We start from the raw sequence: 26,221 nt of genomic DNA on the forward strand, positions 1-26,221 counted from the left end.
ATGGACCGCATGGCCCGGGCCACGGATTCCAGTCGCCGCAGCGCCCTCCGACCAGGACGTCCGCGAAGAACTCTATGAACGCAAGTGGCCCGTTGCCCTGGTACATCGCACCATGGATCAGTTCCCACGTGACGCCGGACACACTCAAAGGTGTGTTGGCCCGCGCGGTATCACTCATCACAGCACAACCCTTCAGGAGCATCATGTCCACGACGCAGGACAACCAGCCGGGGCCCGGCTCGGCCCCAGCCCCAGCCAAGGCCCCCCGCAAGGATCGGTCCCACTGGCTCTACATTGCGGTGATCATCGCGGTGATCGCCGGCATCGTGGCTGGCCTGCTGATGGGCAAGGACGCCTCCGGCTTCCAGCCGCTCGCGGACCTCTTCATCGCGCTGATCAAGATGATCATTGCGCCGGTCATCTTCTGCACCATCGTCACGGGCGTGGGCCACATCGCCCAGGCCGCGACGGTCGGCAAGGTCGGCGGCCTGGCGCTGGTGTACTTCCTGATCATGTCCACCTTCGCCTTGGTCATCGGCATGGTGGTTGGCAACGTGATCCACCCCGGCGAGAACCTGCAGCTCTCTGCCTATGATCCGGCCAAGTCCGCCAACCACGGCGGCTGGGAGCTGATCTTTGACATCATCCCGGGCTCCATCCCGGTCCTGCCCACGCTCTTTGTCGCCCTGCTGGTGGGGTTTGCGTTGCAGAGTCTCGGTACCCGCGGGGCCCCGGTGCTAGACATGCTTGAGCGTGTGCAGTCCATCGTCTTGAAGGTCATGGGCTGGATCATGTGGGTTGCCCCCATTGGCGCCTTCGGTGCCATCGCCGCTGTGGTTGGCAAGACCGGCTGGGGAGCCATTGGCTCCATGCTGATCCTGATGGGCGCCTTCTACCTCACCTGCGCCATCTTCATCGTGGTCATCCTTGGCTCGCTGCTGCGCGGCGTGACCGGCCTGAACATCTTCAAGATGATGCGCTACCTCGGTCGCGAGTACCTGCTCATCTTCTCCACCTCATCCTCCGAGTCCGCGCTGCCGCGCCTGATAGGCAAGATGCAGCACGCCGGTGTGTCCAAGCCGGTGGTGGGTGTGGTGGTTCCGACGGGCTACTCCTTCAACCTGGACGGCACCGCGATCTACCTGACCATGGCCGCCCTCTTTGTGGCCAACGCGATGGGCGAGCCGCTGGCGCTCGGCGAGCAGATTGGCCTGCTGGTGGTCATGATCATCGCCGCCAAGGGCGCCGCAGGCGTCTCCGGCGCCGGATTGTCCACCCTTGCTGCCGGCCTGGAGGCACACAAGCCAGAGATGCTGGGCGGCATGGGCGTGGTCGTGGGCATCGACAAGTTCATGTCAGAGGCCCGCGCACTGACCAACTTCACCGGCAACGCCGTGGCCACCTTCCTGGTGGGCAAGTGGACCGGCGAGCTGGACATCGCCCAGGCCAAGGCCACGCTGAATCGCGAGTCCCCCTTCGACGAGGCCTCCCTCATTGAGCACTGATCTGATCCAGCACTGATCTGATCTAGCGCTGATCCGCGGTGGGTACCTTCACGGTTTTCCTGCCCGACGACGCCCCGGCCACCTTCCGCCTAGTGCGGGGGTGAGCGGGGCGCTGGCGTTTACGACGCGGGGGTGGGATCGGTGCCTCCGAGCCGGGTGGCGGCCAGGCTGGCCAGCAGGAGCGCCGCACGCGGCACCGCGTCGTCGCTGAAGTGGGCCAGGGCGGAATGATTCATGGGGGCGCTGGCGGCATCGGTGCCTTCCGGGACGGCGGAGACAAAGAGGTAGGCGCCGGGGATGGCCTGGAGTACCCGGGAAAAATCCTCCGCGGCTCCGACGGGGTGCTCCATGGGCGCCCAGGCGCCGGGGTAGATCTCCTCGGTGACCTGACGCGCAAAGTCCGTCTCAGCGGCGTCGTTCACCGTGGTGGGGTAGGCCTGCGGGTGTTCCACCTCGCATCGCATACCGTGCGCTGCAGCCAGGTGCTCAAAGAGTTGCTTGAGCCGGGCCAAGATGGCCTCGCGCCCGGCGTCGCTGAAGGCGCGCACGGTGAACTTGGCCAGGGCGCGCTCCGGGATGATGTTGGAGGTGGTCCCGGCTTGCACGCTGCCGCAGGTGACCACCACGGGGTCAAAGGTGTTGGTGGTGCGCGTGATCAGGACGTGGGACTGCGTGATCATGTCCGCAATGACAGGGACCGGGTCCGCCGCCAGGAAGGGAGCGGAACCGTGGCCGCCCTTGCCGTGCACCGTCACCTCAAGCACGTCGGAGGACGCCATGAGCGGTCCAGGCCTGGACGCCACCGTGCCCGCCGGGTAGAGCCCGGACCACACGTGAATGCCGTAGGCGTGATCGGGAAGCCGACCGGCCGCCTCCAGGAGGCCGCCCTCGATCATGTACCGGGCGCCGTCGTGCCCCTCCTCACCCGGCTGGAGGAAAAACAGCACGTCACCGATCAGGGACTCCCGCACCGAGTGCAGGGCCCTGGCCGCTCCCACGAGGCCGGCCATGTGCAGGTCGTGACCGCAGGCATGCATGGCGCCGTTGGTGGAGGCGTAGTCAAGGCCCGTCTCCTCGGTCAGGGGCAGGGCGTCCATGTCCGCTCGTAACAGGACCAGTCCGCGCTCCCGCTCGGGCGGTGCCGCCTGAGCTGCGCCGCCCCTGAGCACCGCAACAAAGCCGCCCACGTCCCGCGCATCCGTGATCTCCAGGCCCAACGCCTCAAACTCGCGGCGCACCCTGGCCGCGGTCCACTCCAGCTCCAGGCCCGTCTCGGGATGCGCGTGCAGCTCGTGGCGCAGCTGCAGCAGTTGCTCGGTGTGCTCCTCCACGCTGCGCTCCAGGCGCTGGCGCAGCTGGGCGTCAAGGAGGCGTGGCTCGGAGGGAACGGACGCTGAGGAGGGGGCGGAGTGCTGCACAAGGGGGCCTTTCGTCGCCGGACGGGGGAGCGGGACAACACCTAGAGCGTGCCCTGCGCGGCCCAACAAAGCCACCCTCGCGCGCCACTACCTTCGAGTTCAGGTTCAGGGTCAAGGCTCGCCGCAGGGTCAAGTTCTGCGCCGGGGCGCCCCGTTTTCACACTAGGCTGGAAGACGCCCGGAACCCTGCGCAAGTCCGGACACACAGACGCAGTGAGGAGCATCGTGACGGATCCCAACGCCTTCGGCCGCGTCCCCGCCCCCGGGGGGATGCGAGAGATCAACGCACTGGGGAGGCCGCTTTCTACCCTGCCAGAGCCATCCGTCCTCACCGAGCACGGCCCAGCCCGCATCATCGCCATGGTGAACCAGAAGGGCGGGGTGGGTAAGACCACCTCCACCATCAACCTCGCCGCCGCGCTCGCCGAGTTCGGCCGCCGCGTGCTGGTCGTGGACTTTGACCCCCAGGGTGCGGCCTCCGCCGGCTTTGGGGTCAGCCCGCATGACCTTGACCTGACGGTCTACAACGTGTTGATGGATCGCCAGGCGGACATCAAGGAGGCCATCCTCACCACCTCGGTGGAGAACGTGGATCTGCTCCCGGCCAACATTGACCTCTCCGCTGCGGAGGTGCAACTGGTCAACGAGGTGGCGCGCGAGCAGGTCCTGGCCTCGCAGCTGCGCAAGGTCGCGGATCAGTACGACGTGATCCTGATTGACTGCCAGCCCTCCCTTGGCCTGCTGACCGTGAACGCGTTGGCCGCATCTCACGGAGTCATCATCCCGCTGACCGCGGAGTTCTTTGCGCTGCGAGCCGTGGCATTGCTCACCGAGACCATCGACAAGGTCCAGGACCGCATCAACCCGGCCCTGCAGATCGACGGCGTGGTGGCCACCATGTATGACCAGCGCACCCTGCACGCCCGCGAGGTGCTTGGCCGCTTGGATGAGGCGTTTGGCGACAAGCTCTTTGAGACAGTCATCCGTCGCACCGTGAAGTTCCCGGACGCCACCGTCGCGGCAGAGCCCATCACCTCCTTCGCACCCGCCCACGCCGGTGCCGCCGCCTACCGCCGCCTGGCCCAGGAGCTGATCGCGCGCGGCGGAGCGCCGTGATCGCAGGCCTGGCGACCGCCAAGCCCACGACGACGCGTTCCCCGCGCCGTCGCGCATGAGCCTCCCCGCGGCGCCGGACGCCTCCTCTGACCTGCCGCACTTTCAGGTGCGGCTGGAAAATTTCTCCGGGCCGTTTGAGGTGTTGCTTGGCCTGATCAACAAGCGCAGCCTGGACATCACCGAGGTGGCCCTGGCCACCGTCACCGATGAGTTCATTGCCCACGTGCGCGCGCTGGCTGGCGGTATGGGCGGGCGCATTTTGGACGAAACTACCGAGTTTCTGGTGGTGGCCTCCACCCTGCTTGATCTGAAGGCGGCGCGCCTGCTGCCCCACGGCGAGGTGGAGGACGAGGAGGATATCGCGCGACTGGAGGCCCGCGACCTGCTCTTTGCCCGCCTGCTGCAGTACCGGGCGTTCAAGGAGGCGGCCGGCACCATCGCCGCGCTGATGGAGACAGGGTCCGCGCACATCCCGCGCCAGGTGGCCGCGGATGACCCCGACGTCACCAGCCACCTGCCGGAACTCGTCTTCACCACCACCCCGGAGCAGCTCGCGGCACTGGCCGCCCGTGCCATGGCGCCGCGAGAGGCGGAGCCGGACCACGTTGACGTCACCCACATCCATGCCCAACCCGTCTCGGTGCGTGAACAGGCGGCGATCGTGGGCGCCCGGCTCCGCGAGGCGGGCACGCTCAGTTTCACCCAACTCACCGAGGACTCAGAGGCCTCGTTGGTGGTCATCGCGCGCTTCCTTGCCCTGCTGGAGATGTACCGCGACCGCGCCGTGGGCTTTGAGCAGGTGGCACCCCTGGCGGAGTTGGTGGTCAGCTGGCTGGAGCGCACCGAATGGACGCCCGGCGGCTCCATCGAGGAGTACGACGGCGACCCGGAGGCCCGGGAGCGCCAACGGCAGGAGGAAACATGAGCGAGATCACCCCGGAGCGCCCGGCTGCGGACGCAAGCGGGCGGGGAACCGACCCGGAGGAGCAGGAACGGCAGGAGCAGGAGCGGGAGGATCAGCTGGCGGCGTTGGAGGCCGTGCTGATGGTCCTGGATGCCCCCGCCAGCATCGATGAGCTGGCGGCGGCCCTGGAATGGGCGCCCGTGCGGGTGGATGAGCTGATCCACCAGCTGCGCGCTGACTATGACGGGTTGGCCCCCAACGGCGCCAGGACGGGGCGCGTGCGCGGTTTTGAGCTGCGTGGAGTCGGTGGTGGCTGGCGTATCGCCGCCCGGGCGGAGCACGCCGAGGCCGTGAGTCGGCTGGTGTTGGGAGGGCAAACTACCAGGCTTTCCCAAGCCGCATTGGAGACTTTGGCCGTGATCGCGTATCGTCAACCGGTCTCCCGCGCACGCATCGCGGCCATCCGCGGCGTCAACGCCGAAGGGGTGGTCAGAACACTCCAGGCACGTGGTTTGGTGGTGCAATCCGGGGTCGACAACGAGACGGGCGCCTCACTCTTTGGGACCACCCCGGCTTTTCTGGAAAGATTAGGCATAGACAGCCTTGGGGAACTTCCTCCGCTGTCGCCTCTCCTGCCTGGCGTCGAGCATCTCGACGAGATCATCGGCAACGAATGAGGGGCACGAAGATAGACAGGACTTGATTCACATGACTCGACAGCCCGGCAATCACGACGGATCCCGCGGGCGCCGCGGCGACGCCGCCGGCAAGGGCTCTCGCTCCGGCGCGCCCCGCGGCGGGACCGGCAACGACTTTGGCGGCAACGGCGGGCGCGACGGCGGCCGTGACGGTGGCCGCGGACGCGGCGGCGCTCCCACGGGCGGCGCGGGCCGCTCCGGCGGGCGCGACTTCAACAGCCGTGACGATCGCCGCGATGATCGTCGTGACGACCGCCGTGATGGCGGCCTCGACGATCGCCGCTCCGGCGGGCGCGACTTCAACAGCCGCGATGATCGCCGTGATGGCGGCCGCGACGACCGCCGCGACGACCGCCGCGATGACCGCCGCGACGATCGCCGCGACGACGCACCGCGTGGCGGCGCCCCGAAGAGCTCCGGGTACAAGTCCGGCTCCAAGCCGGGCGCCAAGGGTGCCGGTGCCAAGGGCGCTGGCGGCCAGGGTGCTTCCCGCGGCCAGGGCCCCCGTGCCTTCGCCGGCGAGCGTTTTGGCCTGAGCCTTGGCGAGGTCAAGCGCCGTCGCCGCGGCCCCCGCAAGCCCGTGACGGCCACGCCTCGCGTGGAGAACCCGGACGGCGAGCGTCTGCAAAAGGTCATGGCCCACGCTGGCGTGGCCAGCCGCCGCGTCTGCGAGGAGATGATCCTCACCGGTCGTGTGGAGGTCAACAACGAGACCGTTCGCGAGCTTGGCGTGCGCGTGAAGCCGGATGAGGACACCGTCCACGTGGACGGCGTGCGCATCCAGCTGGATGAGTCGCTGGTGTACTTTGCGTTCAACAAGCCGGCCTCCGTGGTCTCCTCCATGAAGGACCCGGACGGTCGCCGCGACATCTCCGACTTCCTGCGTGAGGGCCAGTCTGAGCGCCTGTACCACGTGGGCCGCCTGGACTACGAGACCGAGGGTCTGCTGCTGCTGACCAACGATGGCGAGCTGGCGCACCGCCTGACTCACCCCTCCTTCGAGGTCCCCAAGACCTACCTGGTGCAGGTCCGCGGGCCGTTCCCCAAGGGCGTGGGTCAGGAGCTGCGAGACGGCGTACTGCTGGAGGATGGCTGGTCAAAGGTTGATTCCTTCAAGCTCGTTGACTCCACGCCCGGGCACGTCCTGATCGAGGTCGTTTTGCACTCCGGCAAGAACCGCATTGTGCGCCGCATGTTTGACGCGGTCGGCTTCCCGGTCCAGCGCCTGGTGCGCCTGCAGGTGGGCCCCATCCGCCTGGGCGATCAGCGCCAGGGCAGCCTGCGCAAGCTCGGCAAGCAGGAGGTTGGCCACCTGCTTGCAGAGGTTGGTCTGTGATCTCTGAGGCGGCCACTGGCTACCTCGCCGGCCCGGTCCTGGTCATCGGGACCGGGCTGCTCGGCGCCTCGGCCGCCCTTGGTCTGCGTCGGCACGGACTCGACGTCGGATTGCGTGACGCTTCTCCCACGGCCCAGCGCGTGGCCGTGGATCTTGGGGCCGGCCATGTGGTGGCCGCGGGGGAGGGCTTCCTCCCCGAGCTGGTCATCGTGGCTACCCCGCCGGACGTGGTGGCGCCCGTGGTTTCTGCCGCGCTGCGCGAGTTCCCCGACGCGGTGGTGATCGACATCGCCTCCGTCAAGGGATCGGTACTTGCCGCGCTGCGCGCGGATGAGATGCTCGACGCCGCGGCGTTGGCTCGGTACGTGGGAGCCCACCCCATGGCGGGCCGGGAGCGTTCCGGCCCGGTGGCGGCTCGCGGTGAGCTCTTCACCGCGGCGCCGTGGGTGGTGGTGCCGCACGAGGGCAGCTCCGCGCATGCAGTGAAGGTCACCAAGGCGGCCGGCGCGGACCTGGGCGCCTCGGTGACCCAGATGGACGCCGCCGCGCATGACCAGGCGGTGGCCCTGATCTCACACTTCCCGCAGGTGGCCTCTTCATTGCTGGCCTCTCGCCTGCTCAATGCCCCGGCAGAGGCGCTGGCCTTGGCCGGCAATGGGTTGCGGGACACCACTCGCATCGCCGCTAGTGATCCCGGGCTCTGGATTCAGATCCTCTCCCACAACGCAGGGCAGCTCCTTCCGATTCTTCAGGGGCTGCGCGGGGATCTGGACAGGCTCATCACCACGCTTCAGGATCCGCAGGCCCCGGGTGCCACCTTGGACCTGGCTCAACTGATGAGCGAGGGAAATCAGGGGCAATCCCGGATCCCTGGCAAGCACGGTGCGCCCCCGCAGTCCTTCGCTACGGTGGGAGTCATCGTGGATGACCGGCCGGGGCAGATTGCACGCCTCCTGGCGGACATCGGCGAGGCGGGGATCAACCTCGAGGACCTGCGCATGGAGCACTCGGCCGGGTACGAGGTGGGCCTCATCGAGGTTCAGGTCCTGCCTGGCAGAAGAGACGAATTGGTGGCCGCTCTGACGGCCCTTGACTGGAAAGTGGTGCAGTGACATGAGCGAGGCCAACTCACAACAGGCGCTTGTCGTGGCGATTGACGGCCCCGCAGGCTCGGGCAAGTCCTCCGTGTCAAAGGAGGTGGCGCGCCGCTTGGGTGCCGCGTACTTGGACACCGGTGCCATGTACCGCGCCGTGACCTTTGCCGCCCTCGAATCTGGCCTGGACCTGGGTGATCAGGAGGCCATCGCCGAGGCCGTGCGTCAGGCAGACATTGAGCTTTCCGTCACCACGGAGGGCCAGCGTGTGGTGGTCAACGGCCAGGAGGTGAGCGCGCAGATTCGCGAGCCGCGCGTCTCCGAGTCCGTCTCCGCCGTCGCCACCAACCTGGCGGTCCGCGAAAACTTGGTGCGCCGCCAGCGCGCCGCGATTGAGCAGGCCGGGCGCATCGTCGCTGAGGGCCGGGACACCACCACCGTGGTGGCCCCGGATGCCGACGCCCGGATCTTGTTGACCGCACGCGAAGAGGTGCGCATGGCGCGCCGTGGCCTGGAGCTGAACAACACGCAATCGGCGCAGGCCCTGGCCAAGCAGGTCTCCGAGCGGGACGCCAAGGACTCCTCGGTGGTGAACTTCACCGACGCAGCAGAAGGCGTCATCCTGGTGGATTCCTCAGACCTGGACTTTGAACAGACCGTGCAAGCGGTGCTTGCAACCATCCACCAGCAGGCCGGGACCGTCGCGTCCTGACCCGCCCACGCGGCGTCGGGCATCTCACCCGATTCCCACCCCCGCAAGCCGTTGGCGCGCGGTAAACTGATACGTTCCGTCCTTGCTGGGCGGACCCCACCCACATGCAGTCCGGGAGGACACCATGAGCCCCATCGAGCCCCAGGGCGACGATTTTCGCGAGTACGGCGAGGATGACGTCGCTGAGCGCCTTGCCGCGATGACCGAGGAAGAGGTTGACGCGCGCGCCGCCTCCCTGCGCGCTGGCTTGGCCGACTACGACCTTGAGGAAGACGATTCCGCCGTCCTCTCCGGCGAGGACTGGGAAGCCCTCGCGGAAGAGGATGACTTCGTCGCGCCCGTGCTGGCCGTGGTGGGCCGCCCCAACGTCGGCAAGTCCACCCTCGTGAACCGCATCATCGGCCGCCGCGAGGCAGTAGTTGAGGACGTTCCCGGCGTGACCCGCGACCGCGTCTCCTATGAGGCCGAGTGGTCCGGCGTGGACTTCACTCTGGTGGACACCGGCGGCTGGGAGGTTGACGCCAAGGGCATCGACCGCATGGTCGCCGATCAGGCTGAGCGCGCCGTCGACGTGGCGGACGCCGTCCTCTTTGTGGTGGACGCGACCGTGGGCGCGACTGCCACCGACGAGGCCGTCGTGAAGATGCTGCGCCGCAAGGGCAAGCCCGTGATCCTGGTCGCCAACAAGGTGGACGGTCCGTCCACCGAGGCGGACGCCGCGGCGCTGTGGTCGCTCGGCTTTGGCCAGCCATGGCCCGTCTCCTCCCTGCACGGGCGCGGCACGGGTGACCTGCTGGATGCCGTGCTTGACGAGCTGCCCGAGGAGTCCGCCTACGGCGATCCGCTTCCGGAGGGTGGCCCCCGCCGCGTGGCGCTGCTTGGCCGCCCCAACGTGGGCAAGTCCTCCCTGCTGAACCAGCTGGCTGGCGAGGAGCGCGTGGTGGTCAACGAGGTTGCGGGCACCACCCGTGACCCCGTGGATGAGCTCGTGGAACTGGGCGGGCGCACCTGGCGCTTTGTCGACACCGCGGGCCTGCGCCGCCGCCAGCACATGGCACAGGGCGCGGACTACTACGCCTCCCTGCGCACCGCCACCGCCTTGGATAAGGCGGAGGTGGCCGTGGTGCTGCTGGCCGTTGACGAGGTGCTCTCCGAGCAGGATCAGCGCATCCTGCAGCAGGTCATTGACGCCGGCCGCGCGCTGGTCCTCGCCTTCAACAAGTGGGACCTGCTGGATGAGGACCGTCGCCGTTACCTGGAGCGGGAGATTGATCAGGACCTGAAGCACGTGGAGTGGGCCCCGAGCATCAACCTCTCCGCCAAGACGGGTTGGCACAAGGACAAGCTCACCAACGCCCTGGACATTGCGTTGGAGGCGTGGGATCGCCGCATCTCCACCGGCAAGCTCAATGCCTTCCTAGGCGAGCTGGTCGCGGCGCACCCGCACCCGCTGCGCGGTGGCAAGCAGCCCCGCATCCTCTTCGGCACGCAGGTCTCGGCCCGCCCGCCCAAGTTTGTGCTCTTCACAACCGGCTTCCTTGATCCCGGTTACCGCCGCTTCATCCAGCGTCGCCTGCGCGAGACGTTCGACTTCCGCGGCACGCCCATCGATATCCAGATGCGCGTGCGCGAGAAGCGCGGACGCAAGCGCTGATCCCTGGCGTGAGACGCCGCCGCCCCGTCGAATGTTCGACGGGGCGGCGGCGTTTTTCGTGGGTGTGGAGGCGGGGCGGGTTCGAGGACCGGGCGGGCCGGGGCGGGGTCGGTGCGGGCGGGCGTGGGCGAAGCGGGCTTATCGCCGTGAAGCGGTCTTGAGTCCTGCTTCGCGTCGATAGGGCTGCTTGGCGTCCGGAGCCGGTGCGCGCGAAGCGGGCTATCGCCGTCGAGCGGTCTTGAGTCCCGCTTTTCGTCGATAGGGCTGCTTGCTCGACGTCGGTGGTTGGCTCCGTGGGTGCGTCGGGTCCTGGTGGGCTCGGGGGAGCGCGGGCGGGAGGTCCGGCGCCGTCGAAATCGAAGCGGGCTTATCGCCGTCGAGCGGTCTTGAGCCCTGCTTCTCGTCGATAGGGCTGCTTGGCGTCCGGAGCCGGTGCGCGCGAAGCGGGCTATCGCCGTGAAGCGGCCTTGAGTCCTGCTTCTTGTCGATAGGGCTGCTTGCTCGACGTCGGTGGTTGGCTTCGCGGGTGCGTCGGGTCCTCGGGTCCTCGGCGGCGCGGGGGAGTTCGAGCGGGAGGCCCGGAGCCGGTGCGGGCGAAGCGGGCTTATCGTCGTCGAGCGGTCTTGAGTCCTGCTTCTCGTCGATAAGGCTGCTTGGCGTCCGGAGCCGGTGCGGGCGAAGCGGGCTTATCGCCGTCGAGCGGTCTTGAGCCCTGCTTCTCGTCGACAAGGCTGCTTGCCCGACGACGACGCCACCCCCGAGCCCTTCAGCGTGTGAAGCGAACGCCCTCAACGCTTGGGCGGAACCTGCCCGTGGGCCACGTCTTGGGGAGCGAACTGCGGGTCGCGGGGTTGGTGAGGAAGCCTTGGACGGACGCGCGAAGGTGAGCATCCACGGCTCGAGTTGTCCGTGCCTCATCGTCGAGGGGGAGGGCAGCCACCCAGGACCCGGCCCGGGTGGTGATGACTACGTCCGCCCAGCCCGCCAGCGGTGCAAGGCTCCACCCGTCGGGTAGTTGGCTGGACACGCCACTGATGCCGAAGGGGCAGAGCACGAAGTGCGTTGACAGCCAGGTCTGCTGTGCCACGGCACGAACTACGGCCATGTCGAACTTTCCAAACCACGCTGGTTTGCTGAGTGGATTCACGTTGATTTTCATGGCGGTGACTTCGTCCCAAGAGAACTCGCGCACCCGTTGCCAGGGCCCCTGCTCCTTCGCCACGGCGTCGACTCGCTCGGCATAGCTTTGTTTGAGGGGGCGCCCGTCGCTGCCAACCCGCTGAAGCACTGGCCACTCACTGAAGCCGATCAGCCGCATTCCGGACGCGCTCAACTCGAGGCGGGCCCCGTCGACACGTCCAATCAGCATGCACACATGATAGTTCGGCGAAACGGGGCCGGTGAAGCCTGTCGGCAACGAGGAACCCCAGTGGGCAGTTAGGAAACGCGGCGTCCGACAGGGGCCGGAAGTCCGGCTTCCCGCCGGAGTCGGCGCGATCGGATTTCCCAGCGCAACAGCACTACTAACCACACCACAGTCGCCAGCACCACCAAGGTGAGCGCCGTCATGAGGCCAGTCACGGCCGAGTCACGCCGGTAGCTGATCGCAACGCTCCCCAAAGCAACAAACAGGACGATTTCCAGGACCAACAGCGTCCAGAGTCCGCCCAGTGAGCCGACCTCGCGACTGGTGGCGCGCTTGAGCCAGGCCGTGCCGGCCTGAGCCCGCGAATAGACCCGCAACTCGCCGTCGGGCCCTCGAAACGCCGCGACCTTTTCGCCGACGCCGCGGCGCTGTGTCACCTGCGCCAACGCCGCCTGGTCCCTGAGCGCGCCGGGACTGTCGCGCTCCCAGCCGGGGTCCTGGGCAGACCAGCTCACCGGAGCCCGGATCGCTGTCGCAGCTCCTGGCGAAGCTGAGCGACGCGGCCACGTGTGAAGCCATCGCCCTTCCTGCGCGGAATGGTCAGCGAATATTGGCCCCGTGTCGTCCAGATTCTGATGCGGATGGCGGGCCCGCGGCTCTCAAAACCGTCGAAGGTGGGGCCTTGGCCGGCGACGAGCGAAAAGACGCTGAAGATCACGATGAAGACGTTGAGCGGGAAGGCCCAAAAGCCGCTTCTGCTCTTGCAGCGGATGTAGCGTACCTCCTGGAATGGCACCCAGTTGGGATCGCTGAAAGAGAAGAGGGGCGCGGCTGGCGGGGGAGTGCGGAACCCTTTCGGCAGGATGATCGGTGCAGAGATCGGCCTACCGCCAGCTCGCACAGTCGCCAGATCGCGAGCACCTAGTGGCCATCGAGGGCGCGCGGCCTTTATATGACCCGTGGTCACCAGCATTCCTTGCGGCGCCACCTCTAGCCATTCCCCGGAGGCTTCCCCCACTGAAAAGTTTTGCACGTGTCATACTCCCACGGCGCCTGCACTGCGTCACGCACCTCACTTGTCGCATGGCCTTCACCAACTCGGTTCAGGGCCGCCTGCCGCGCTACGCTGGGAACTATGTCCAAGGTCCTTTCTTCTCTGCCCATTGGCGAACGTGTTGGCATCGCCTTCTCCGGCGGCCTCGACACGTCTGTCGCCGTCGCCTGGATGCGTGACAAGGGGGCCATTCCCTGCACGTATACCGCCAATATCGGCCAGCCCGACGAGCCGGATATTGATGCCGTCCCTGACCGCGCCAAGGAATACGGCGCCGAGCTTGCGCGCCTCGTTGACGTCCAGGAGTTGCTGGTGCAGGAGGGCCTGGTCGCTCTTCAGACCGGCGCCTTCCACATCCGTTCCGGCGGCAAGACGTACTTCAACACCACGCCGATTGGCCGCGCCGTCACTGGCACCATGCTGGTGCGCGCCATGAAGGAAGACGGCGTGGACATTTGGGGCGATGGCTCCACCTATAAGGGCAACGACATTGAGCGGTTCTACCGCTACGGTCTTTTGGCCAATCCGAGCCTGCGCATCTACAAGCCGTGGCTTGACGCTCAGTTTGTGCACGAATTGGGTGGGCGTAAGGAGATGTCTGAGTGGCTCGTTGCCCATGGCTTCCCTTACCGCGATTCCACGGAAAAGGCGTACTCCACTGACGCGAACATCTGGGGCGCCACGCATGAGGCCAAGGATCTGGAGTTCCTCTACAACGGCGTGACCATCGTGGAGCCCATCATGGGTGTGGCTCCGTGGGATGAGTCGGTGCACATCGCTACCGAGGACGTCACGGTCACCTTTGATGCCGGCGTTCCCGTCGCCATTAATGGCGTGGAATACACAGATCAGGTTGCCCTGGTGCGTGAGGCAAATAAGATTGGCGGACGCCACGGTTTGGGTATCACGGACCAAATCGAGAATCGCATTATTGAGGCTAAGTCTCGCGGTATCTACGAGGCCCCGGGTATGGCTTTGTTGCACACCGCGTATGAGCGCCTCGTCAACGCCATCCACAACGAAGACACCATCGCGACTTATCACAATGAGGGCCGCAAGCTGGGTCGCCTCATGTACGAGGGTCGCTGGTTGGATCCCCAGGCGCTGATGCAGCGCGAGGCGATTGTGCGTTGGGTGGCATCAGCCGTCACGGGCTCCGTCACCCTGCGTCTTCGTCGCGGTGATGACTACACGATCATGAACACCGAGGGCCCCAACTTGTCCTACCACCCCGAGAAGCTCTCCATGGAGCGCGTGGGTGACGCGGCGTTTGGCCCGGACGAGCGTATTGGTCAGCTGACGATGCGCAACCTGGACATTGCCGACTCCCGTTCGCGCCTGGAGCAGTACGCCGCCCAGGGCATCGTGGCGGGGGAGACCGCCGCGCTGGTGGGCGAGATGGAGGCTGGCGGAGCCATCGCCATCGTCGCCGGTGGCGAGAAGACGCCGGAAGAGATCGACGCCGCCAGCAACTTGGCCGCCTTCGATTCCGGTACGGATTGATCTAGTTGCAGGGTCTGGGGCGCAGCTGAGCGCCGTAGTTTTCACTGCCCGACGGCGCGTTGTCACCTTGCGAGGTGCGGCGCGCCGTCGGCGTGTGCGGGCCTAGCGCATCCTTGACGGGATGTGTCAATATGTTGAGCACTTTAAATAATGGCTGGTCGATACTCGCTGAAACTGCGGGGATACTAGTGTCAGTCTCTATTCTTTTTGCATCTGTTGATCGTGATGCGTTATGTTTAATATCAAGCGGCCCAGCACGAGGGGCACAGTAGCTATCCGATCCGGATCACGTGGGCGGGAAAACTCGCCGCCGCAGAAGTTAAATCCAACCAGAGGGGTTTCATCGTGGGCAAGCGCATCATCAAGACTGAAGAGATGTGGGACGACCTGGACGCTCATGTGGTTGAGGACGTTCGCACCGTTCGCTTCTCGCTGAATGATCAGAACTATTCGATTGACCTTGGCGCAAAGAACCGCGAGGCCCTGGAGGGTGCCCTGGCAGAGTTCATTGCCAAGGCCTCCGCCGGTACGGCAGCTGCTTCCCGCTCGCAGGCCGGCTCCACGCGCCGCGCCCGTCGTAGCTCGGAAGAGGTTGCTGCCGAAAAGGCCGAGCGCGCCGAGCACAAGGCGTACCTGGACAAGGTGCGTTCCTGGGCCGCGAAGAATGGCTACACCGTGGGTGAGAAGGGGCGCATCGCCCAGAACATCCTGGACGCTTACACCAAGGCCAAGGGCTGAAGTTTGTAGTTTGAAGTTGAAGTAAAACAGCAGGGGGCGGCATCGCGAAGATGTCGCCCCCTGCTGCGTGCGTGGCCCCTTGTCCGGAGGCTTCTTCGGCGCATCAGGAGGGCTCATCCGAGCAGATGCGGGGCGGTGTCAGAGGCCGTGCGGGGGAGGGGTCGCGTCGCGAGCATTGCGTTTGATGGGGTAGACTAATCGAGGCGTTCAGCGCGGATTTACTCCGCAGTTGAACGTGATCGGGATGTGGCGCAGCTTGGTAGCGCACTTGACTGGGGGTCAAGGGGTCGCAGGTTCGAATCCTGTCATCCCGACAGAAAAGCCCTGATGAGAAGAAATTCTCATCAGGGCTTTCTCGTTTCCGGATGTGGCCACTGGCTGGTCCACTTGCTCGATCTGCTCGATCTGCTCGAGCCTTCCGCACGGCCTAGCCGGGTGTGAAGACCATCGGGATGTGGCGCAGCTTGGTAGCGCACTTGACTGGGGGCAAGGGGTCGAAGGTTCGAATCCTGTCAGCCCGACAGAAAAACCCTGATGAGAAGCTATTTTCATCAGGGTTTTGTTGTTTCCGGAAGCGGCTTTTTCTGGTCCCCTTCTGGTTCCCCTCGAGCTCTCGGCGGGTTAGGCCCGTGGACAACGGAACCCGCCGCGAAGCCTTCCCTGTGGACAAGGGGACCAGAAGGGTCCGAGAAGTGCTCCTGGCCGGTCCGCCGGTGCCGATAGGGCATCAGCGCCAAGTGTTGAGGGGCAGGCTTCGGGCGGCTTGACGCTATCCCCGGGCCACCGCTAGGGGTGCCGAGCGGAGCCTAGATCAACGATTCGAGGCTCGGATGCTCATCCGTCGGCGGTTGCGTCTCGGCTCACCGAGCGCAGCATGCGTCGCATCAGCGTTCTGTGCGCGCCCGAACCGATGACCGCTGCCTGATACACCCGGCCGATCAGTCCGAGAAACTCGGAGTGAGAGCGTGCGCGGATCAGCGTGCGGTCGCCTTGCGGCTGCACCAGGAACGACAACCTGTAGCGAGCGAATCGGTGGCTTCCTGCCAGGACGAGCCGACGAGAGTGCTCGACGTCGCTCACGGCGAACCCCGGGAGCGCAGAGCCCAGCTCGGGGAACGAACCTCTTGCGCGCGGCGGAGTGCCGCCGATCGCACCGATGTAGACAGTGATCAGGCGATTGTCCCAGGCGGTCAGGCGCGTCGTGAGCGTGCGCCAGACGTCGGCGACCGACGCGGCGATGACAACGCTGTGCTCGTCGACGAACGGGAGGCTCTCAGGCGCCGCCTGTCGCTGATGCGTCTCGACTCCCGGTGGACCGTCGTTCAGGGCCTCGCCCTTGTCGTGGCGTTCGCCGAGCCCGCGATCGATGCCCGCCGCCCAATGCTGGTATCCGACGGACGATGGGTGGAAGCCGTCTCGCGCGAAGAAGTCCGGACCGGCGTCGCCAAGGTCGACCGAGCCAACCCATGAGACTCCCTTTCGGTGCGCGCACACGTCTTGTGCCGCGTCATCGAGTGCCCGACCACGCTCGGCGAGATATGCCCTCAGCAACCGGGGTAAGGAGGGAAATGCTGCAAAGGGTGGAATGCCGGCGACCACGACGCGCTCGGCCGCAGTGGCGAGGGATTCCACGACCGCCGCCAAGTCCTCCCGCCATAGATCAATGGGGGTGCGCTTGAGCACATCGTTCGCCCCGATGAGCAGTACCGCCACATCGACGCCTGCACCGAGCTCCGGGATCATTCGGTAGCGCACACGCCGGATCGTGGCGCCGTGGCGCCCGTGCACCGTCCACTGCACGGATCGGTCGTGGCGTTCGGAAAGCGCGCGGGCGAGAGCTCCAGAGAGTGCTTCCTCGTGGGTGCTGGCTCCGCACCCGGCGGCAGTCGACTCGCCAATCACGACCAAGCGCAGGGGTGTGCCGACAGCGTCCCCTGTGCTCCCGCTGGTAGGGCCTCCCGCTTCAGGAAGGACCTCGATTCGAGAGCGGGCCCAGCGGCCCTGAATGGCAACGAGGGGCAGCAACAGGGGATTCATGAGACTCGCCCGTCGTCGACCAGCGACGCGACAGCGGCTTGGCTTCCCGCGCTCATGTCGACTCCGAGCGTTTGCAGCATCATCACCAGTGCGCCCCGTCCGAAAAATGCGGCCAGTTCGCTCGCACCGGCGCTCGTAGTGCTCTGGACGAGGTGCAGCACGTTCGAAATCACCTCACGGCACCTGTGGGCGATGGCGTCATCGGCTCGGGCAGCCGCACACGCTTGGAACCAGAAGCCGCTTATGGTGCCGTCGGAAACCAGGGCGCGAAACCCGACTCCCATCTCCTCCAACGTCGAGTCCGCGCCCTCTTCTACGGCCCGTACGAACACACCGAGGATTCGAGCCTCGAGCTCATCGATGCAGGCCAGGAAGAACGCCTGCTTGGATCCGAAGAGTCGGAACACATACGTCTGAGAGACACCCATCTGCTCGGCGACCTTGTGCACGGCCCTCGTCGTCAGGCCATGGTCGGCGAACGCGGCCAACCCTGCCGCGACTGCTTGTGCCCGGCGTCGCGACGAAGTCTCCCTGCCATCTTCCATACCGCAACCGTATAGTAGTAACTAGTTAGTAACAAGCCGGATTCGGGCGCGAGAAGCGCGTCAGCCACCACTACGACTCACCGGCTTGAGGTGAGGTGTACTACTGATGTGAGACACAGTTTGAAAGGACTGTGCCCATGTCTTCCCGTCCCAGTTTTTCCGATGAGTTCAAGGCCGATGCCGTGAATCTCGTCATTTCTTCTGGCCGTTCGCCCGCCTCAGTTGCCCCCGAACTGGGGTTCTCCGTGACCGCGCTGAAGCGGTGGGTTCAGCTGCATCGGGAAGGAGGGCCGGGGCCGGCGGCAAGCCTGATGATCCGGTGGATCCCGCGAAATACAAGGCGATGGAGGCACGGCTGCGGGAACTGGAAAGGGAGAATGATTTCCTGAAAAAGTCTCGGCGTTCTTCGCCAAAGAACAACGGTAGAGGACCTCTACCGGCTTGTTCAGGAGAAGAACGCCGAATTCCCTCTCACCTGGATGTGCGCCCGGCTGGGCATTCCGCAGGCCTCGCATTACCGGTGGCTGGACCACGAAGAATCACCGACGGCGGCCCAGCACCGTGAGCTGACCGGACTGGTCAAGGCGATGTTCGATTCCTCCGACGGGATCTTCGCCATCGCATGGTCCACACCAAACTCGCTGCCACGGGTGTGGAGATTTCCGCGGGGACGGTCGCTGCCATCATGGCGGATAACGGCTGGCCGCCCAAGCGGATGCGCGCCTTCAAACGCACGACCATCCCCTCAGACCCGGACAAGGTTTAGCCGATCTCATCGGCCGCAACTTCACCTCAGATACTCCCGGCACGAAGCTCGTCGGGGATATTGCGTACCTGCGTACCTGCGTACCTGCGTACCTGCGTACCTGCGCACCTGCGTACCGGCGAGGGCTGGCGGTATCTGGCCAGCGTCATCGACCGTGTACCCGCACGGTCGCTGGCTGGGCGATGGCCGATCACATGCGCGCTTCCCTCGTCACGGGCGCGCCGGCGATGGCCAGAGACGGAGGACACCTGGCCCCGGATGCCATTTTCCACAGCGACCGCGGCACCCAAGCCGTATTCAACCGGTCGTCGCAACGCCTTCCTTGCCGCGCTCGAGCGTCACGGCCTGCGCGGCTCGATGGGACGCGTCGGCGCAGCCGGAGACAACGCCGCGATGGAATCGTTCTTCGCTCTCCTGCAAGAGAACGTCCTGAACCGTCGAGTCTGGCCCACCCGAGACCAGCTGTGGATCGCGATCGTAAGCTGGATCGAGACCCGCTACCTCCGCCGCCGGCGCCAAGCCGGCCTCGGCTGATTGACGCCCGTTGAATTCGAACTGATCATGAACCCACCAGCCGCCCAAGCGGCCTAACCCCACCTGTCTGAATCCGTGCAGCAGTCCTTATCGTGCGAATGCGTTGTTCGATGCGCACCGTAATGACCCCGAGTTCGGTTACCGGTTGCTCGCGGTCGAGGCCCGTGGCGCTGGGGAATCAATGGCGGACCGGACCGTGTGGCGCATCACGGCCGCGAACGGCTGGTGGTCCGTGTTCGGGAAGAAGCGGGGCAAGAACGGTTAAAAGCCCGGTCCCGCCGTTCACGAAGACCTTTGCATCGTCACCGACGAGAAGGGCCGGGTAAGGCGTGAGTTCACCGCCGAGGCTCCGAACCGGCTCTGGCTGACTGGTTTCCCCGAGCATAAGGTCGCGGAGGGCAAGCTTTACCTCTGCGCGATCAAGGACGTGTTCGGAAACAAGATCGTCGGGTACTCGATCGGCTCCAGGATGGAGTCGGGCCTGGCCGTCCGAGCCCTCGAGAATGCTGTCGTGATGCGCGGTGAAGTCGCCGATTGCGTGGTCCACTCCGACCGAGGGCCGCAATTTCGAAGCCGAAAACTCCTGCGCGCTCTATCCCTCCACCGCCTGGTCGGATCAATGGGACGAGTCGCATCCTGCGGAGACAACGCCGCGATGAAATCGTTCTTTGCCCTGCTGCAAAAGAACGTCCTCGATCGGCCGTCCTGGACAACCCGTGAGCAGCTGCGCGTCGCGATCGTGACCTGGATCGAACGGATCTATCACCGTCGGCGCAGGCAAGCCGCCCTGGGGCGTTTGACGCCCGTCGAATTCGAGACCATCATGAACACGACCGTCGCACTGGCGGCGTGACTAGAACTGTCACCTATCCGTGTAGCAGTCCCGTGGCAGAGATGCTCGAGACGATACGACCTTTCCGGTCGTTCGTTAGCAAACCGTTGACGTTTGCGCTGGTGAAGCCGGTGAATAGGGGGGAATCGATGACTACCGGCAAGGATATATCTGCGGTCAGGCTTCCTTTTGAGGCTGGCGAACACCTCATCACATGGCAAGTGCCGGATCGTAAGGGTGGACATATCGGGATTCCGGGCCTCCTTACGGTCGAGCAAGGTAAGTACCCGAATGGGATCCTCCACGGCGACATGCCTATTGAATGGGTGTCTGAAGGTGCCACAGGGGTTGCTTCGTTTCCCCAGAGGCACGCTTTCGATGCGCTCACGGGTCGGCTCTCCAGTGGCGCCTACGTTGCGCTCATGAACGGTGAGCTAAGCTACAGCTTCCCCGGCCAAGGGCGGGCCGTCGGCGCGTTCGCAGCGCTGTCGCTCGATCAGTTCGACATGTCCGCGCATCGGAAGTACTCGTCGATCGAACTCCAGATCGAGGGACTGGAGTCGGTCGCTGGAATCGCCCCGATCGCGCACGTCAAGATGCCCATGAAGGCCGGCGACGAACAGGTCTGGACAGTTACCGTCGACGAGGATGCGAAGTTCATCTGGGGCGCTGACGAGCGCTCTATGACGTTCAGCTATGACTACACCGTTCGCGCGTACGACGCCTACGAGTTCAGGATGGCCTTCGGCCCCGTCCTGCGTCTCACCTCAGAGGTTCCACTGACGATAGTTGATTGGTGGCTCGACTGGGTGCGACCGCTCCGTCAGTTGATCTCCCTCCTGACAGGCGGGCCGAGAGAGATTCGGTACCTCCTCGCAGTAGTTGCTGATGCTGCGCCCCGATCTCACCGCGACCAAGTTTTTGGCTGGGACATCACCCACCTGCCGATTTACTCGACAAGAGCGTCAGTTGAGAGGATCCACTCGGCAGTCAGCCTCGCCAAAGACGAGCTGAGCCTTCTCGATCTGCTGCACGCCTGGCAAGCTCAGGTGGCAGCCGGACACCCGCTGTTTGAGACGTACGGCACGATGGCCACGGCCGTCGACCAGCATCCACGCTCGCGGTTCCTGTTGCTACTACAAGCGCTAGAGGGATCGTACGGATTCGAGAATCGTGTCAGGCACGAGGAGGACAGAGGAAGGTACGCAACAAAGCGGGCGGGCGTGATCGAGCGCGCTCTCGAGCTACTGGAAAAGCCGGACCTTGACTTCGTCGACAAGAACCTCCGCAAAGAGGCGATGCAGGGCCTCGACTCAGCGTTGGCCGACCTGTTGAAGCGGCTGCCCAATGAAGTATCGGATGAGCTCGCCAACAGTGACTTGATCCAGGTCGTCCGGAAGGAGCACGTCGGTAAAGGGACACTGTCGCTTCAAACTGCGCTCACCCGAGCGCGCAACGCGTTGTCCCACGGCTCGGGCTCGTTCGATGCCAACAACTTGGATGCCGTGGCCAACATCCTCGAGCGGGCAGTGCGCTCGGAAGCAATCCGGTTGCTAGGCGCTCCCGTCGATGCTCAGAAGCGCGCGACCAGCAAAGCGGAACGCTGAGGCCATGATGACGACGTCTCCTGACATTGGTCGAGCCGCGGTGCCGACATATCTGCACGCGGACAGAAGCGAGTGTCCAAGGCTGCGGCTGGCAACTGGAGCCAGCGACTCAAACAAGATTCGGAGAAGAACATGAGTGTTCAACGCACACCTGGAGCACGTTGGGTACGAGCTGCACTTCAGGTTAATCCGTACGAGTACCAGGGCAAGAATGCGCCGGCGACGTCCTATGACACGGAGGCTGACTACAACAAAGCCCTCCTCGACGAGTGCGACGCTCAGGGTATCGAACTGATCGCAGTCACCGACCACTGGAAGGTCGAGTCGGCTCTTCAGCTCATCCATGACGCAGCAGACCGAGGAATCGTCGCCCTCCCCGGCTTCGAAGCGAACTCCGACGAGGGCATACACATTCTCGTGATCTTTGACACCGGAACTGATACTGCCGCTATCAACGCCGCCATAGGCATCTGCGGCGTCGCGCCTGGGTGCGCCAACGGCACGCCAGGAAAACCGTTCGCCGAGATCCTAGAAAAAATGACGGCGCAGGGCGCGCTGGTAGTTCCCGCGCACGTGAACATAGCAAACAGTGGCCTATTGACGGGGCGTGGGGGGCAGCCACTCATCACCAAGATCAAGCACCCAGATCTTCACGCAATCGGAGTCACCCCAAGCCAACCAGATGGCACTGATCAAGTCGCTATCATCAACGGGTCCAAACCTTATGATCGGTCACATCCGCTCGCCGTAATCTACGCCGATGACGTGACGAAACCAGCGGCCTTCAAAGCCCCTGGAGCAAGCAGCTGGTTTAAGGTCAGCCGTCTCTGCGTCGACAGCCTCAAGCTTGCGGTGAGGACACCAGAAACACGCGTGTCATTGGAGAACCCCGCAGTCGAGACACGCCCGGTCTTGAAGGAAATCTCCTGGGTGGGAGGCTTCCTGGAAGGTGTCACCATTCCGCTCTCGACGGACCTAACAGCGCTGATCGGTGGGCGAGGAACTGGCAAGTCCACTGCCATCGAGAGCCTTCGATTCGTCCTGGGACTCACACCGATAGGCGTGGAAGCTAAGCGTGATCACGACGGGATTGTCCACGGCGTCCTCAAATCAGGCACCGTCGTGAAGCTGCTTGTAGAAACCTCGTCGCCCTCAGTACGCACTTACACCATCGAACGCTCCGTCAACAACCTGCCGGTAGTAAAGGACGAGAGTGGCAGTGCCACCAGTCTCCAGCCGGTCGATGTGATCGCGAACGTCGAGATCTTCGGGCAGCATGAACTTGCCGAACTGACGAACGACAACTCGAAGGTCGCAAGCATGCTGCAGCGTTTCCAGGGAAACGGCGATCTCACCGCTGAACACAGCGACATACTGTCCAAACTTACTGAGAACCGCGAGAAGCTGACGCGCGCGGAAGAAGGCAGCACACAACTCGAAGAAGAACTCACGGACATCCCTCGACTGGAAGAACAAGTTCGGCACTACACCGACACCGACGTGCCGACCCGTCTGAAAGAGGTAACGCGGCTCACTCAAGATGACGCCGTGTTCACCGAAGCGAGGGCCCGCGTGATAGCAGCGCAGGAAGCGCTCACGGCTCTCACCGACCCCCAGTTGACCACGAAGCTTGAAGCTGAGTTCGAGAACATCAAAGACTCGCCTCGCGTCGAGTATCTCGATCGTGCCCAGACCGCGTCAGTGGCACTTGCAACCAGACTCACATCGCTCGCCGCAGACGCCCGGCAGGCGCTTGAGACAGCGTCCTCGGAGATCGCGACGGCGAAATCCGAATGGACAGAGGTCGTCCGCGAACAACGGCACGAACATGATGAAGTTCTTCGAAAGCTCGTCGCGGAGGGTCTTGAGCCAAACAAGTATCTCGACACGACGAAGGCACTTGAAGCGCTGAAGGCTAAGGAGTCTCGTCGAGCAGGAATCGCTACGAGCCTCCAGAGTCTGCTGACCGAGCGGGCAACGCTGTTGCAAACTCTCACAGGCCATGAGAAAGATAGGGCACGAGAGTTGACCGAGGCGATCCGAGCCGCGAACTCTGCAACCGGCGGTGTCGTAATCGTGAAGCCTGTTCCGGCCTCTGACCGTAAACACATCAAGACAGTGATCGAGCAGTCCATTTCTGGTCAACGTCATCGGATCATGGAAGCGATCGATCAGAAGAGCTTTTCGACGCGAGCGTTCGTTGAGGCAGTGCGAAAGGGCGAGGGAGAGCTGAGCGCACAATTCTCAATCAGCGGGGCTCAAGCGCGCTCCCTCTTCGACGCCGGGGAACCTCTTTTCCGTCAGCTCGAGGAACTGTCGGTTGGTCAGGCAGTCGAAGTTCAACTGGATGTTCAGGCCGGCACCGGAACGCGTGAATTCAAGAAGATGGACGACCTGTCCAAAGGACAGCGGGCCACCGCCCTCTTGCTTTTGCTCCTCGGCGCTTCGAACGCTCCACTCGTGATCGATCAGCCGGAGGACGATCTCGATAACCGTTTCATCTACGACGGCATCGTGACTCACCTTCGCAAGCTGAAAGGAAAGCGTCAGATCATCGCAAGCACTCACAACGCGAATGTGCCCGTGCTTGGTGACGCCGAGTTGATCGTCGCGCTCGAAGGTGACGGTCAGAACGGCCGCGCTGCGGCAGACGGTATCGGGTCGTTGGACGACGTCGCGATCCGATCACATGTTGAGAACGTTCTTGAGGGTGGCCCGGCGGCATTCAATGCCCGCCAGCATCTTTACGGCTTTTAGCAGGCTTCAAAGTCAGGATGCCGGTCATGGCCGCGACTACGGTCGTCAGCGGCGGAGGAGCCGTCTGCGAATGGAGGGGGGACCAAAAGGGGACCAGAACCATGCAATCCATGCATCTCGTGACGTGTTCCGCATGATCTGAGCCGCGGAAATATGCGCTTTTTGGCTCGAATTGAGCCGTTGGGACGCCTGCTGGTCAAGGGGTCGCAGGTCCAAATCCTGTCATCCCGACGGAAAAGCCTCGGTGAGACTTCTGGTCTCACCGGGGCTTCTTTCGTTGGCGGGAACGTTGCCGTGCTGAGCCGTGCTGAGCCGTGCCGGGCGGGAGGGGGGCGCAGCGTGGCCTGCGCGTTCAATGCGGGTGTAGCCGGTGTCTTTGACGCCTTGCTTGCCGTTGTGCCGCACTGAAATCGGCAGAATCTCCGCGTCGTTGAGCTTGAAGAGCTCGGCGACCACGGTGGCGTCTGAGCCGTCGACGAGTGCTCAGAGGCGCATGTGCTGCTGCCCGGTATTCCACCGCACAGTCGTGGACGTTTACTCGGACCCATGGACTTCGACACAAGGACTGAGATTGCTGCGGCGAGATTGGCCGACCAGCTCGCGGTGCGGGCGCACACATCGAGCTATCACCTTCTCTGCGCTCACCGTCGCTAACTTACGGACACTTCGTGTGGGTGCGATCTGCGTTGGGCGCTTCGTTGGGGGTAAGTCCCCTGGGGGCCTTTACGATCATCGACCGAGGGGTAAAACCGGTCAGAATGTCTTGGATCTCGGCGTCCGCCGTGGGCCGTGAAGTATTCGGTCCTCGCTTTTACGTACTGCGGGATCGTTGTTGCCGCGATGCTCGCGCTGGCGCCACGCCAGCTCCGGCTTGGTGGTGGAGTTCAGCGCATTCCGCTGGCACTGCTGTTGGTTGGCTCCGCTTGGGGGGCACACTCGGCGGGGTGTCTACAACCCGTGGTTCGAGACGGGCGACGGTGGGTGTCCGACGAAGTGCTCAACCGAGTCTCTGACCAAATCGCCCGGGACGTGAAGGATGCGGAGACGCCTTCCTCGCCTCCGCCGGCCACCGTTGCTTTTGGAGCGGTATCTACTTCGCAAACCCAACCGATGCGGGCCTCTGCGCCAGGTTGATTCCGATCAACACACCCGCCGGCGCAGCTCCGCTACGGCTCGCTGGGGGAGAAGGGGACTGCTCGACGTGGGCGATGTTAAACGTGGTCACCAACATCATTCCCGGAGGCTTTCGCTCTCCAGTCTGATCACCCATCAGGTCGATTATTCATTTGAATGTAGACGAATTCGTGGCGCACTGTCGGTCACACTACGGATCAAACTAACGTCCTGGCGGGCGGCGAGACGGCCGCCCTATTCCCTAGCCAGGGCGCTCAGCGGTTCCTGAACCTTCAGCAACTGAAGCCGGCTCATCAGCCAGACCACTGCGGCTGTGACAATGGTCAGCACAGTGAGGCCGATCACGTACGTGAAGACGAGACCGTACCCGGTGGCTGGGTTCAAGAACGGGTACGGCGCCCAGCCGTCGGTACCCCCGCGGATGAGTACAACGACTACCCAAACCATCGGGTAGATGAGCGAGACCCAAAGACGCTTCCAAGGCGCTGGAGGGCGATCAGCGATGATGATCTAGTCCAGGACTGCATAAATGGGCAGGATGACGTGGACCACGCTGTTAGCCCACTCGAGTGCGACGCCACCCTCCTGCCCGGCGAGGAGGGTGTTGTAGATCGCGCCCATCAGGATCATGTAGGCGCTCGCGCAGCCGCGGGCGAGAAGCAGTAGCTGCGACTGTCTTTTGCCCTGCAGAACAGCGATGGCCGTGATCGCATCAGGACGAACCAGATGATGTTGCTCTGCATCGTAAAGAACCCGAAAAAATTGAACGGGCTGATAGTTGCCCTGGTTGCTGTCTCTGCAAAAGTTGCGGCAATAGTCACAACTCCCAGGGCAGCAGCCGCCAAGCGAAGTCAAGCGATGGATTTGGTCACAATTTAACCTCCGACATGGTGAGGCCGGGCGCGATGCAA

Annotated in this window: 24 protein-coding genes, 1 tRNA gene and 1 pseudogene; 17 read left to right on the forward strand and 9 right to left on the reverse strand. The window is 64.4% G+C overall.

The window, feature by feature from the left end; translation table 11 throughout:
- The first annotated feature begins 203 nt into the window (after positions 1 to 203).
- Entirely contained in the window at positions 204 to 1,505 is a 1,302-nt protein-coding gene (locus tag DWQ67_RS03755; protein ID WP_121484273.1) for a cation:dicarboxylate symporter family transporter, read from the forward strand.
- A gap of 119 nt (positions 1,506 to 1,624) precedes the next feature.
- On the opposite strand, the gene DWQ67_RS03760 is transcribed toward DWQ67_RS03755, so the two are convergent.
- A complete protein-coding gene (locus tag DWQ67_RS03760) occupies positions 1,625 to 2,923 on the reverse strand; it encodes a M20 metallopeptidase family protein (protein WP_233555897.1) in 1,299 nt (432 codons plus the stop codon).
- Positions 2,924 to 3,193: 270 nt separating this feature from the next.
- Here DWQ67_RS03760 and DWQ67_RS03765 point away from each other — a divergent pair, with 270 nt between their 5' ends.
- The 7 genes from DWQ67_RS03765 to der all read left to right on the forward strand — a co-directional run bounded on the left by DWQ67_RS03765 (position 3,194) and on the right by der (position 10,437).
- A complete protein-coding gene (locus DWQ67_RS03765) occupies positions 3,194 to 4,039 on the forward strand; it encodes a ParA family protein (RefSeq protein WP_121484564.1) in 846 nt (281 codons plus the stop codon).
- A 55-nt stretch (positions 4,040 to 4,094) separates the two neighbouring features.
- Entirely contained in the window at positions 4,095 to 4,964 is an 870-nt protein-coding gene (locus tag DWQ67_RS03770) for a segregation and condensation protein A (protein ID WP_121484274.1), read from the forward strand.
- Positions 4,961 to 5,620, forward strand: coding sequence for an SMC-Scp complex subunit ScpB (gene scpB / locus DWQ67_RS03775; RefSeq protein ID WP_121484275.1), 660 nt, complete (start codon positions 4,961 to 4,963; stop codon positions 5,618 to 5,620). Before DWQ67_RS03770 ends, scpB begins: the two co-directional genes overlap by 4 nt.
- A 31-nt stretch (positions 5,621 to 5,651) precedes the next feature.
- The gene (locus DWQ67_RS03780) at positions 5,652 to 6,977 is read left to right on the forward strand and encodes a pseudouridine synthase (RefSeq protein ID WP_121484276.1); all 1,326 of its coding nucleotides are present in this window, start codon (positions 5,652 to 5,654) and stop codon (positions 6,975 to 6,977) included.
- Positions 6,974 to 8,089 carry a prephenate dehydrogenase gene (locus DWQ67_RS03785; RefSeq protein WP_121484277.1) on the forward strand — a complete coding sequence of 372 codons (1,116 nt, stop codon included), beginning with the start codon at positions 6,974 to 6,976 and terminating at the stop codon, positions 8,087 to 8,089. Before DWQ67_RS03780 ends, DWQ67_RS03785 begins: the two co-directional genes overlap by 4 nt.
- Position 8,090: 1 nt before the next feature.
- Entirely contained in the window at positions 8,091 to 8,783 is a 693-nt protein-coding gene (gene cmk / locus DWQ67_RS03790) for a (d)CMP kinase (protein ID WP_121484278.1), read from the forward strand.
- A gap of 124 nt (positions 8,784 to 8,907) precedes the next feature.
- A complete protein-coding gene (der, locus tag DWQ67_RS03795) occupies positions 8,908 to 10,437 on the forward strand; it encodes a ribosome biogenesis GTPase Der (protein WP_121484279.1) in 1,530 nt (509 codons plus the stop codon).
- Positions 10,438 to 11,203: 766 nt separating this feature from the next.
- On the opposite strand, the gene DWQ67_RS03800 is transcribed toward der, so the two are convergent.
- The 3 genes from DWQ67_RS03800 to DWQ67_RS13595 all read right to left on the reverse strand — a co-directional run bounded on the left by DWQ67_RS03800 (position 11,204) and on the right by DWQ67_RS13595 (position 12,599).
- The gene (locus DWQ67_RS03800) at positions 11,204 to 11,806 is read right to left on the reverse strand and encodes a hypothetical protein (protein ID WP_147433608.1); all 603 of its coding nucleotides are present in this window, start codon (positions 11,804 to 11,806) and stop codon (positions 11,204 to 11,206) included.
- Positions 11,807 to 11,874: 68 nt separating this feature from the next.
- Entirely contained in the window at positions 11,875 to 12,318 is a 444-nt protein-coding gene (locus tag DWQ67_RS03805; RefSeq protein WP_121484281.1) for a hypothetical protein, read from the reverse strand.
- Positions 12,315 to 12,599, reverse strand: coding sequence for a hypothetical protein (locus DWQ67_RS13595; RefSeq protein ID WP_147433609.1), 285 nt, complete (start codon positions 12,597 to 12,599; stop codon positions 12,315 to 12,317). The genes DWQ67_RS03805 and DWQ67_RS13595 overlap by 4 nt, the downstream gene beginning before the upstream one ends.
- A 339-nt stretch (positions 12,600 to 12,938) precedes the next feature.
- Here DWQ67_RS13595 and argG point away from each other — a divergent pair, with 339 nt between their 5' ends.
- The 3 genes from argG to DWQ67_RS03825 all read left to right on the forward strand — a co-directional run bounded on the left by argG (position 12,939) and on the right by DWQ67_RS03825 (position 15,412).
- Entirely contained in the window at positions 12,939 to 14,360 is a 1,422-nt protein-coding gene (argG, locus tag DWQ67_RS03815) for an argininosuccinate synthase (RefSeq protein WP_121484283.1), read from the forward strand.
- A 345-nt stretch (positions 14,361 to 14,705) separates the two neighbouring features.
- Positions 14,706 to 15,098, forward strand: a complete 393-nt coding sequence (locus DWQ67_RS03820; protein ID WP_121484284.1) for an Lsr2 dimerization domain-containing protein — start codon at positions 14,706 to 14,708, stop codon at positions 15,096 to 15,098.
- A gap of 240 nt (positions 15,099 to 15,338) precedes the next feature.
- Positions 15,339 to 15,412: transfer RNA gene (locus DWQ67_RS03825), tRNA-Pro, on the forward strand.
- A 520-nt stretch (positions 15,413 to 15,932) separates the two neighbouring features.
- Here the strand turns inward: DWQ67_RS03825 and DWQ67_RS03835 are convergent.
- Both DWQ67_RS03835 and DWQ67_RS03840 read right to left on the reverse strand, forming a co-directional pair.
- Positions 15,933 to 17,135, reverse strand: a complete 1,203-nt coding sequence (locus DWQ67_RS03835) for a GDSL-type esterase/lipase family protein (RefSeq protein WP_121484285.1) — start codon at positions 17,133 to 17,135, stop codon at positions 15,933 to 15,935.
- The gene (locus tag DWQ67_RS03840) at positions 17,132 to 17,680 is read right to left on the reverse strand and encodes a TetR/AcrR family transcriptional regulator (RefSeq protein WP_121484286.1); all 549 of its coding nucleotides are present in this window, start codon (positions 17,678 to 17,680) and stop codon (positions 17,132 to 17,134) included. Before DWQ67_RS03840 ends, DWQ67_RS03835 begins: the two co-directional genes overlap by 4 nt.
- A gap of 137 nt (positions 17,681 to 17,817) precedes the next feature.
- Here DWQ67_RS03840 and DWQ67_RS14315 point away from each other — a divergent pair, with 137 nt between their 5' ends.
- The 6 genes and pseudogenes from DWQ67_RS14315 (at position 17,818) to DWQ67_RS03870 (ending at position 24,176) form a co-directional block, all read left to right on the forward strand.
- Complete coding sequence (locus DWQ67_RS14315; RefSeq protein WP_121484287.1) at positions 17,818 to 18,069, forward strand: transposase; 252 nt, start codon at positions 17,818 to 17,820, stop codon at positions 18,067 to 18,069.
- Positions 18,070 to 18,302: 233 nt separating this feature from the next.
- Positions 18,303 to 18,446 (forward strand): hypothetical protein, encoded by a 144-nt coding sequence (locus DWQ67_RS13730; protein WP_158595357.1) that lies wholly within the window; start codon positions 18,303 to 18,305, stop codon positions 18,444 to 18,446.
- 258 nt (positions 18,447 to 18,704) lie between these two features.
- The gene (locus DWQ67_RS03850; RefSeq protein WP_407645784.1) at positions 18,705 to 18,980 is read left to right on the forward strand and encodes a hypothetical protein; all 276 of its coding nucleotides are present in this window, start codon (positions 18,705 to 18,707) and stop codon (positions 18,978 to 18,980) included.
- Between the two features lie 97 nt (positions 18,981 to 19,077).
- Positions 19,078 to 19,833 (forward strand): annotated as a pseudogene (locus DWQ67_RS03860) (IS3 family transposase); the annotation flags it as partial.
- A gap of 41 nt (positions 19,834 to 19,874) precedes the next feature.
- Positions 19,875 to 21,419, forward strand: coding sequence for an ApeA N-terminal domain 1-containing protein (locus DWQ67_RS03865; RefSeq protein ID WP_233555917.1), 1,545 nt, complete (start codon positions 19,875 to 19,877; stop codon positions 21,417 to 21,419).
- Positions 21,420 to 21,551: 132 nt separating this feature from the next.
- Positions 21,552 to 24,176 carry a TrlF family AAA-like ATPase gene (locus tag DWQ67_RS03870; RefSeq protein ID WP_121484565.1) on the forward strand — a complete coding sequence of 875 codons (2,625 nt, stop codon included), beginning with the start codon at positions 21,552 to 21,554 and terminating at the stop codon, positions 24,174 to 24,176.
- 222 nt (positions 24,177 to 24,398) lie between these two features.
- Here DWQ67_RS03870 and DWQ67_RS03875 read toward each other — a convergent pair whose 3' ends face one another.
- The 3 genes from DWQ67_RS03875 to DWQ67_RS13600 form a co-directional block, all read right to left on the reverse strand.
- On the reverse strand, positions 24,399 to 24,632 hold the full coding sequence (locus DWQ67_RS03875) for a hypothetical protein (protein ID WP_121484291.1): 234 nt from the start codon (positions 24,630 to 24,632) through the stop codon (positions 24,399 to 24,401).
- A 912-nt stretch (positions 24,633 to 25,544) separates the two neighbouring features.
- Positions 25,545 to 25,757, reverse strand: coding sequence for a hypothetical protein (locus DWQ67_RS03880; RefSeq protein ID WP_121484292.1), 213 nt, complete (start codon positions 25,755 to 25,757; stop codon positions 25,545 to 25,547).
- 63 nt (positions 25,758 to 25,820) lie between these two features.
- Complete coding sequence (locus DWQ67_RS13600) at positions 25,821 to 26,165, reverse strand: hypothetical protein (protein ID WP_147433610.1); 345 nt, start codon at positions 26,163 to 26,165, stop codon at positions 25,821 to 25,823.
- Positions 26,166 to 26,221 lie beyond the last annotated feature (56 nt).

Source organism: Galactobacter caseinivorans, assembly GCF_003640665.1.
Lineage (GTDB): Bacteria > Actinomycetota > Actinomycetes > Actinomycetales > Micrococcaceae > Galactobacter > Galactobacter caseinivorans.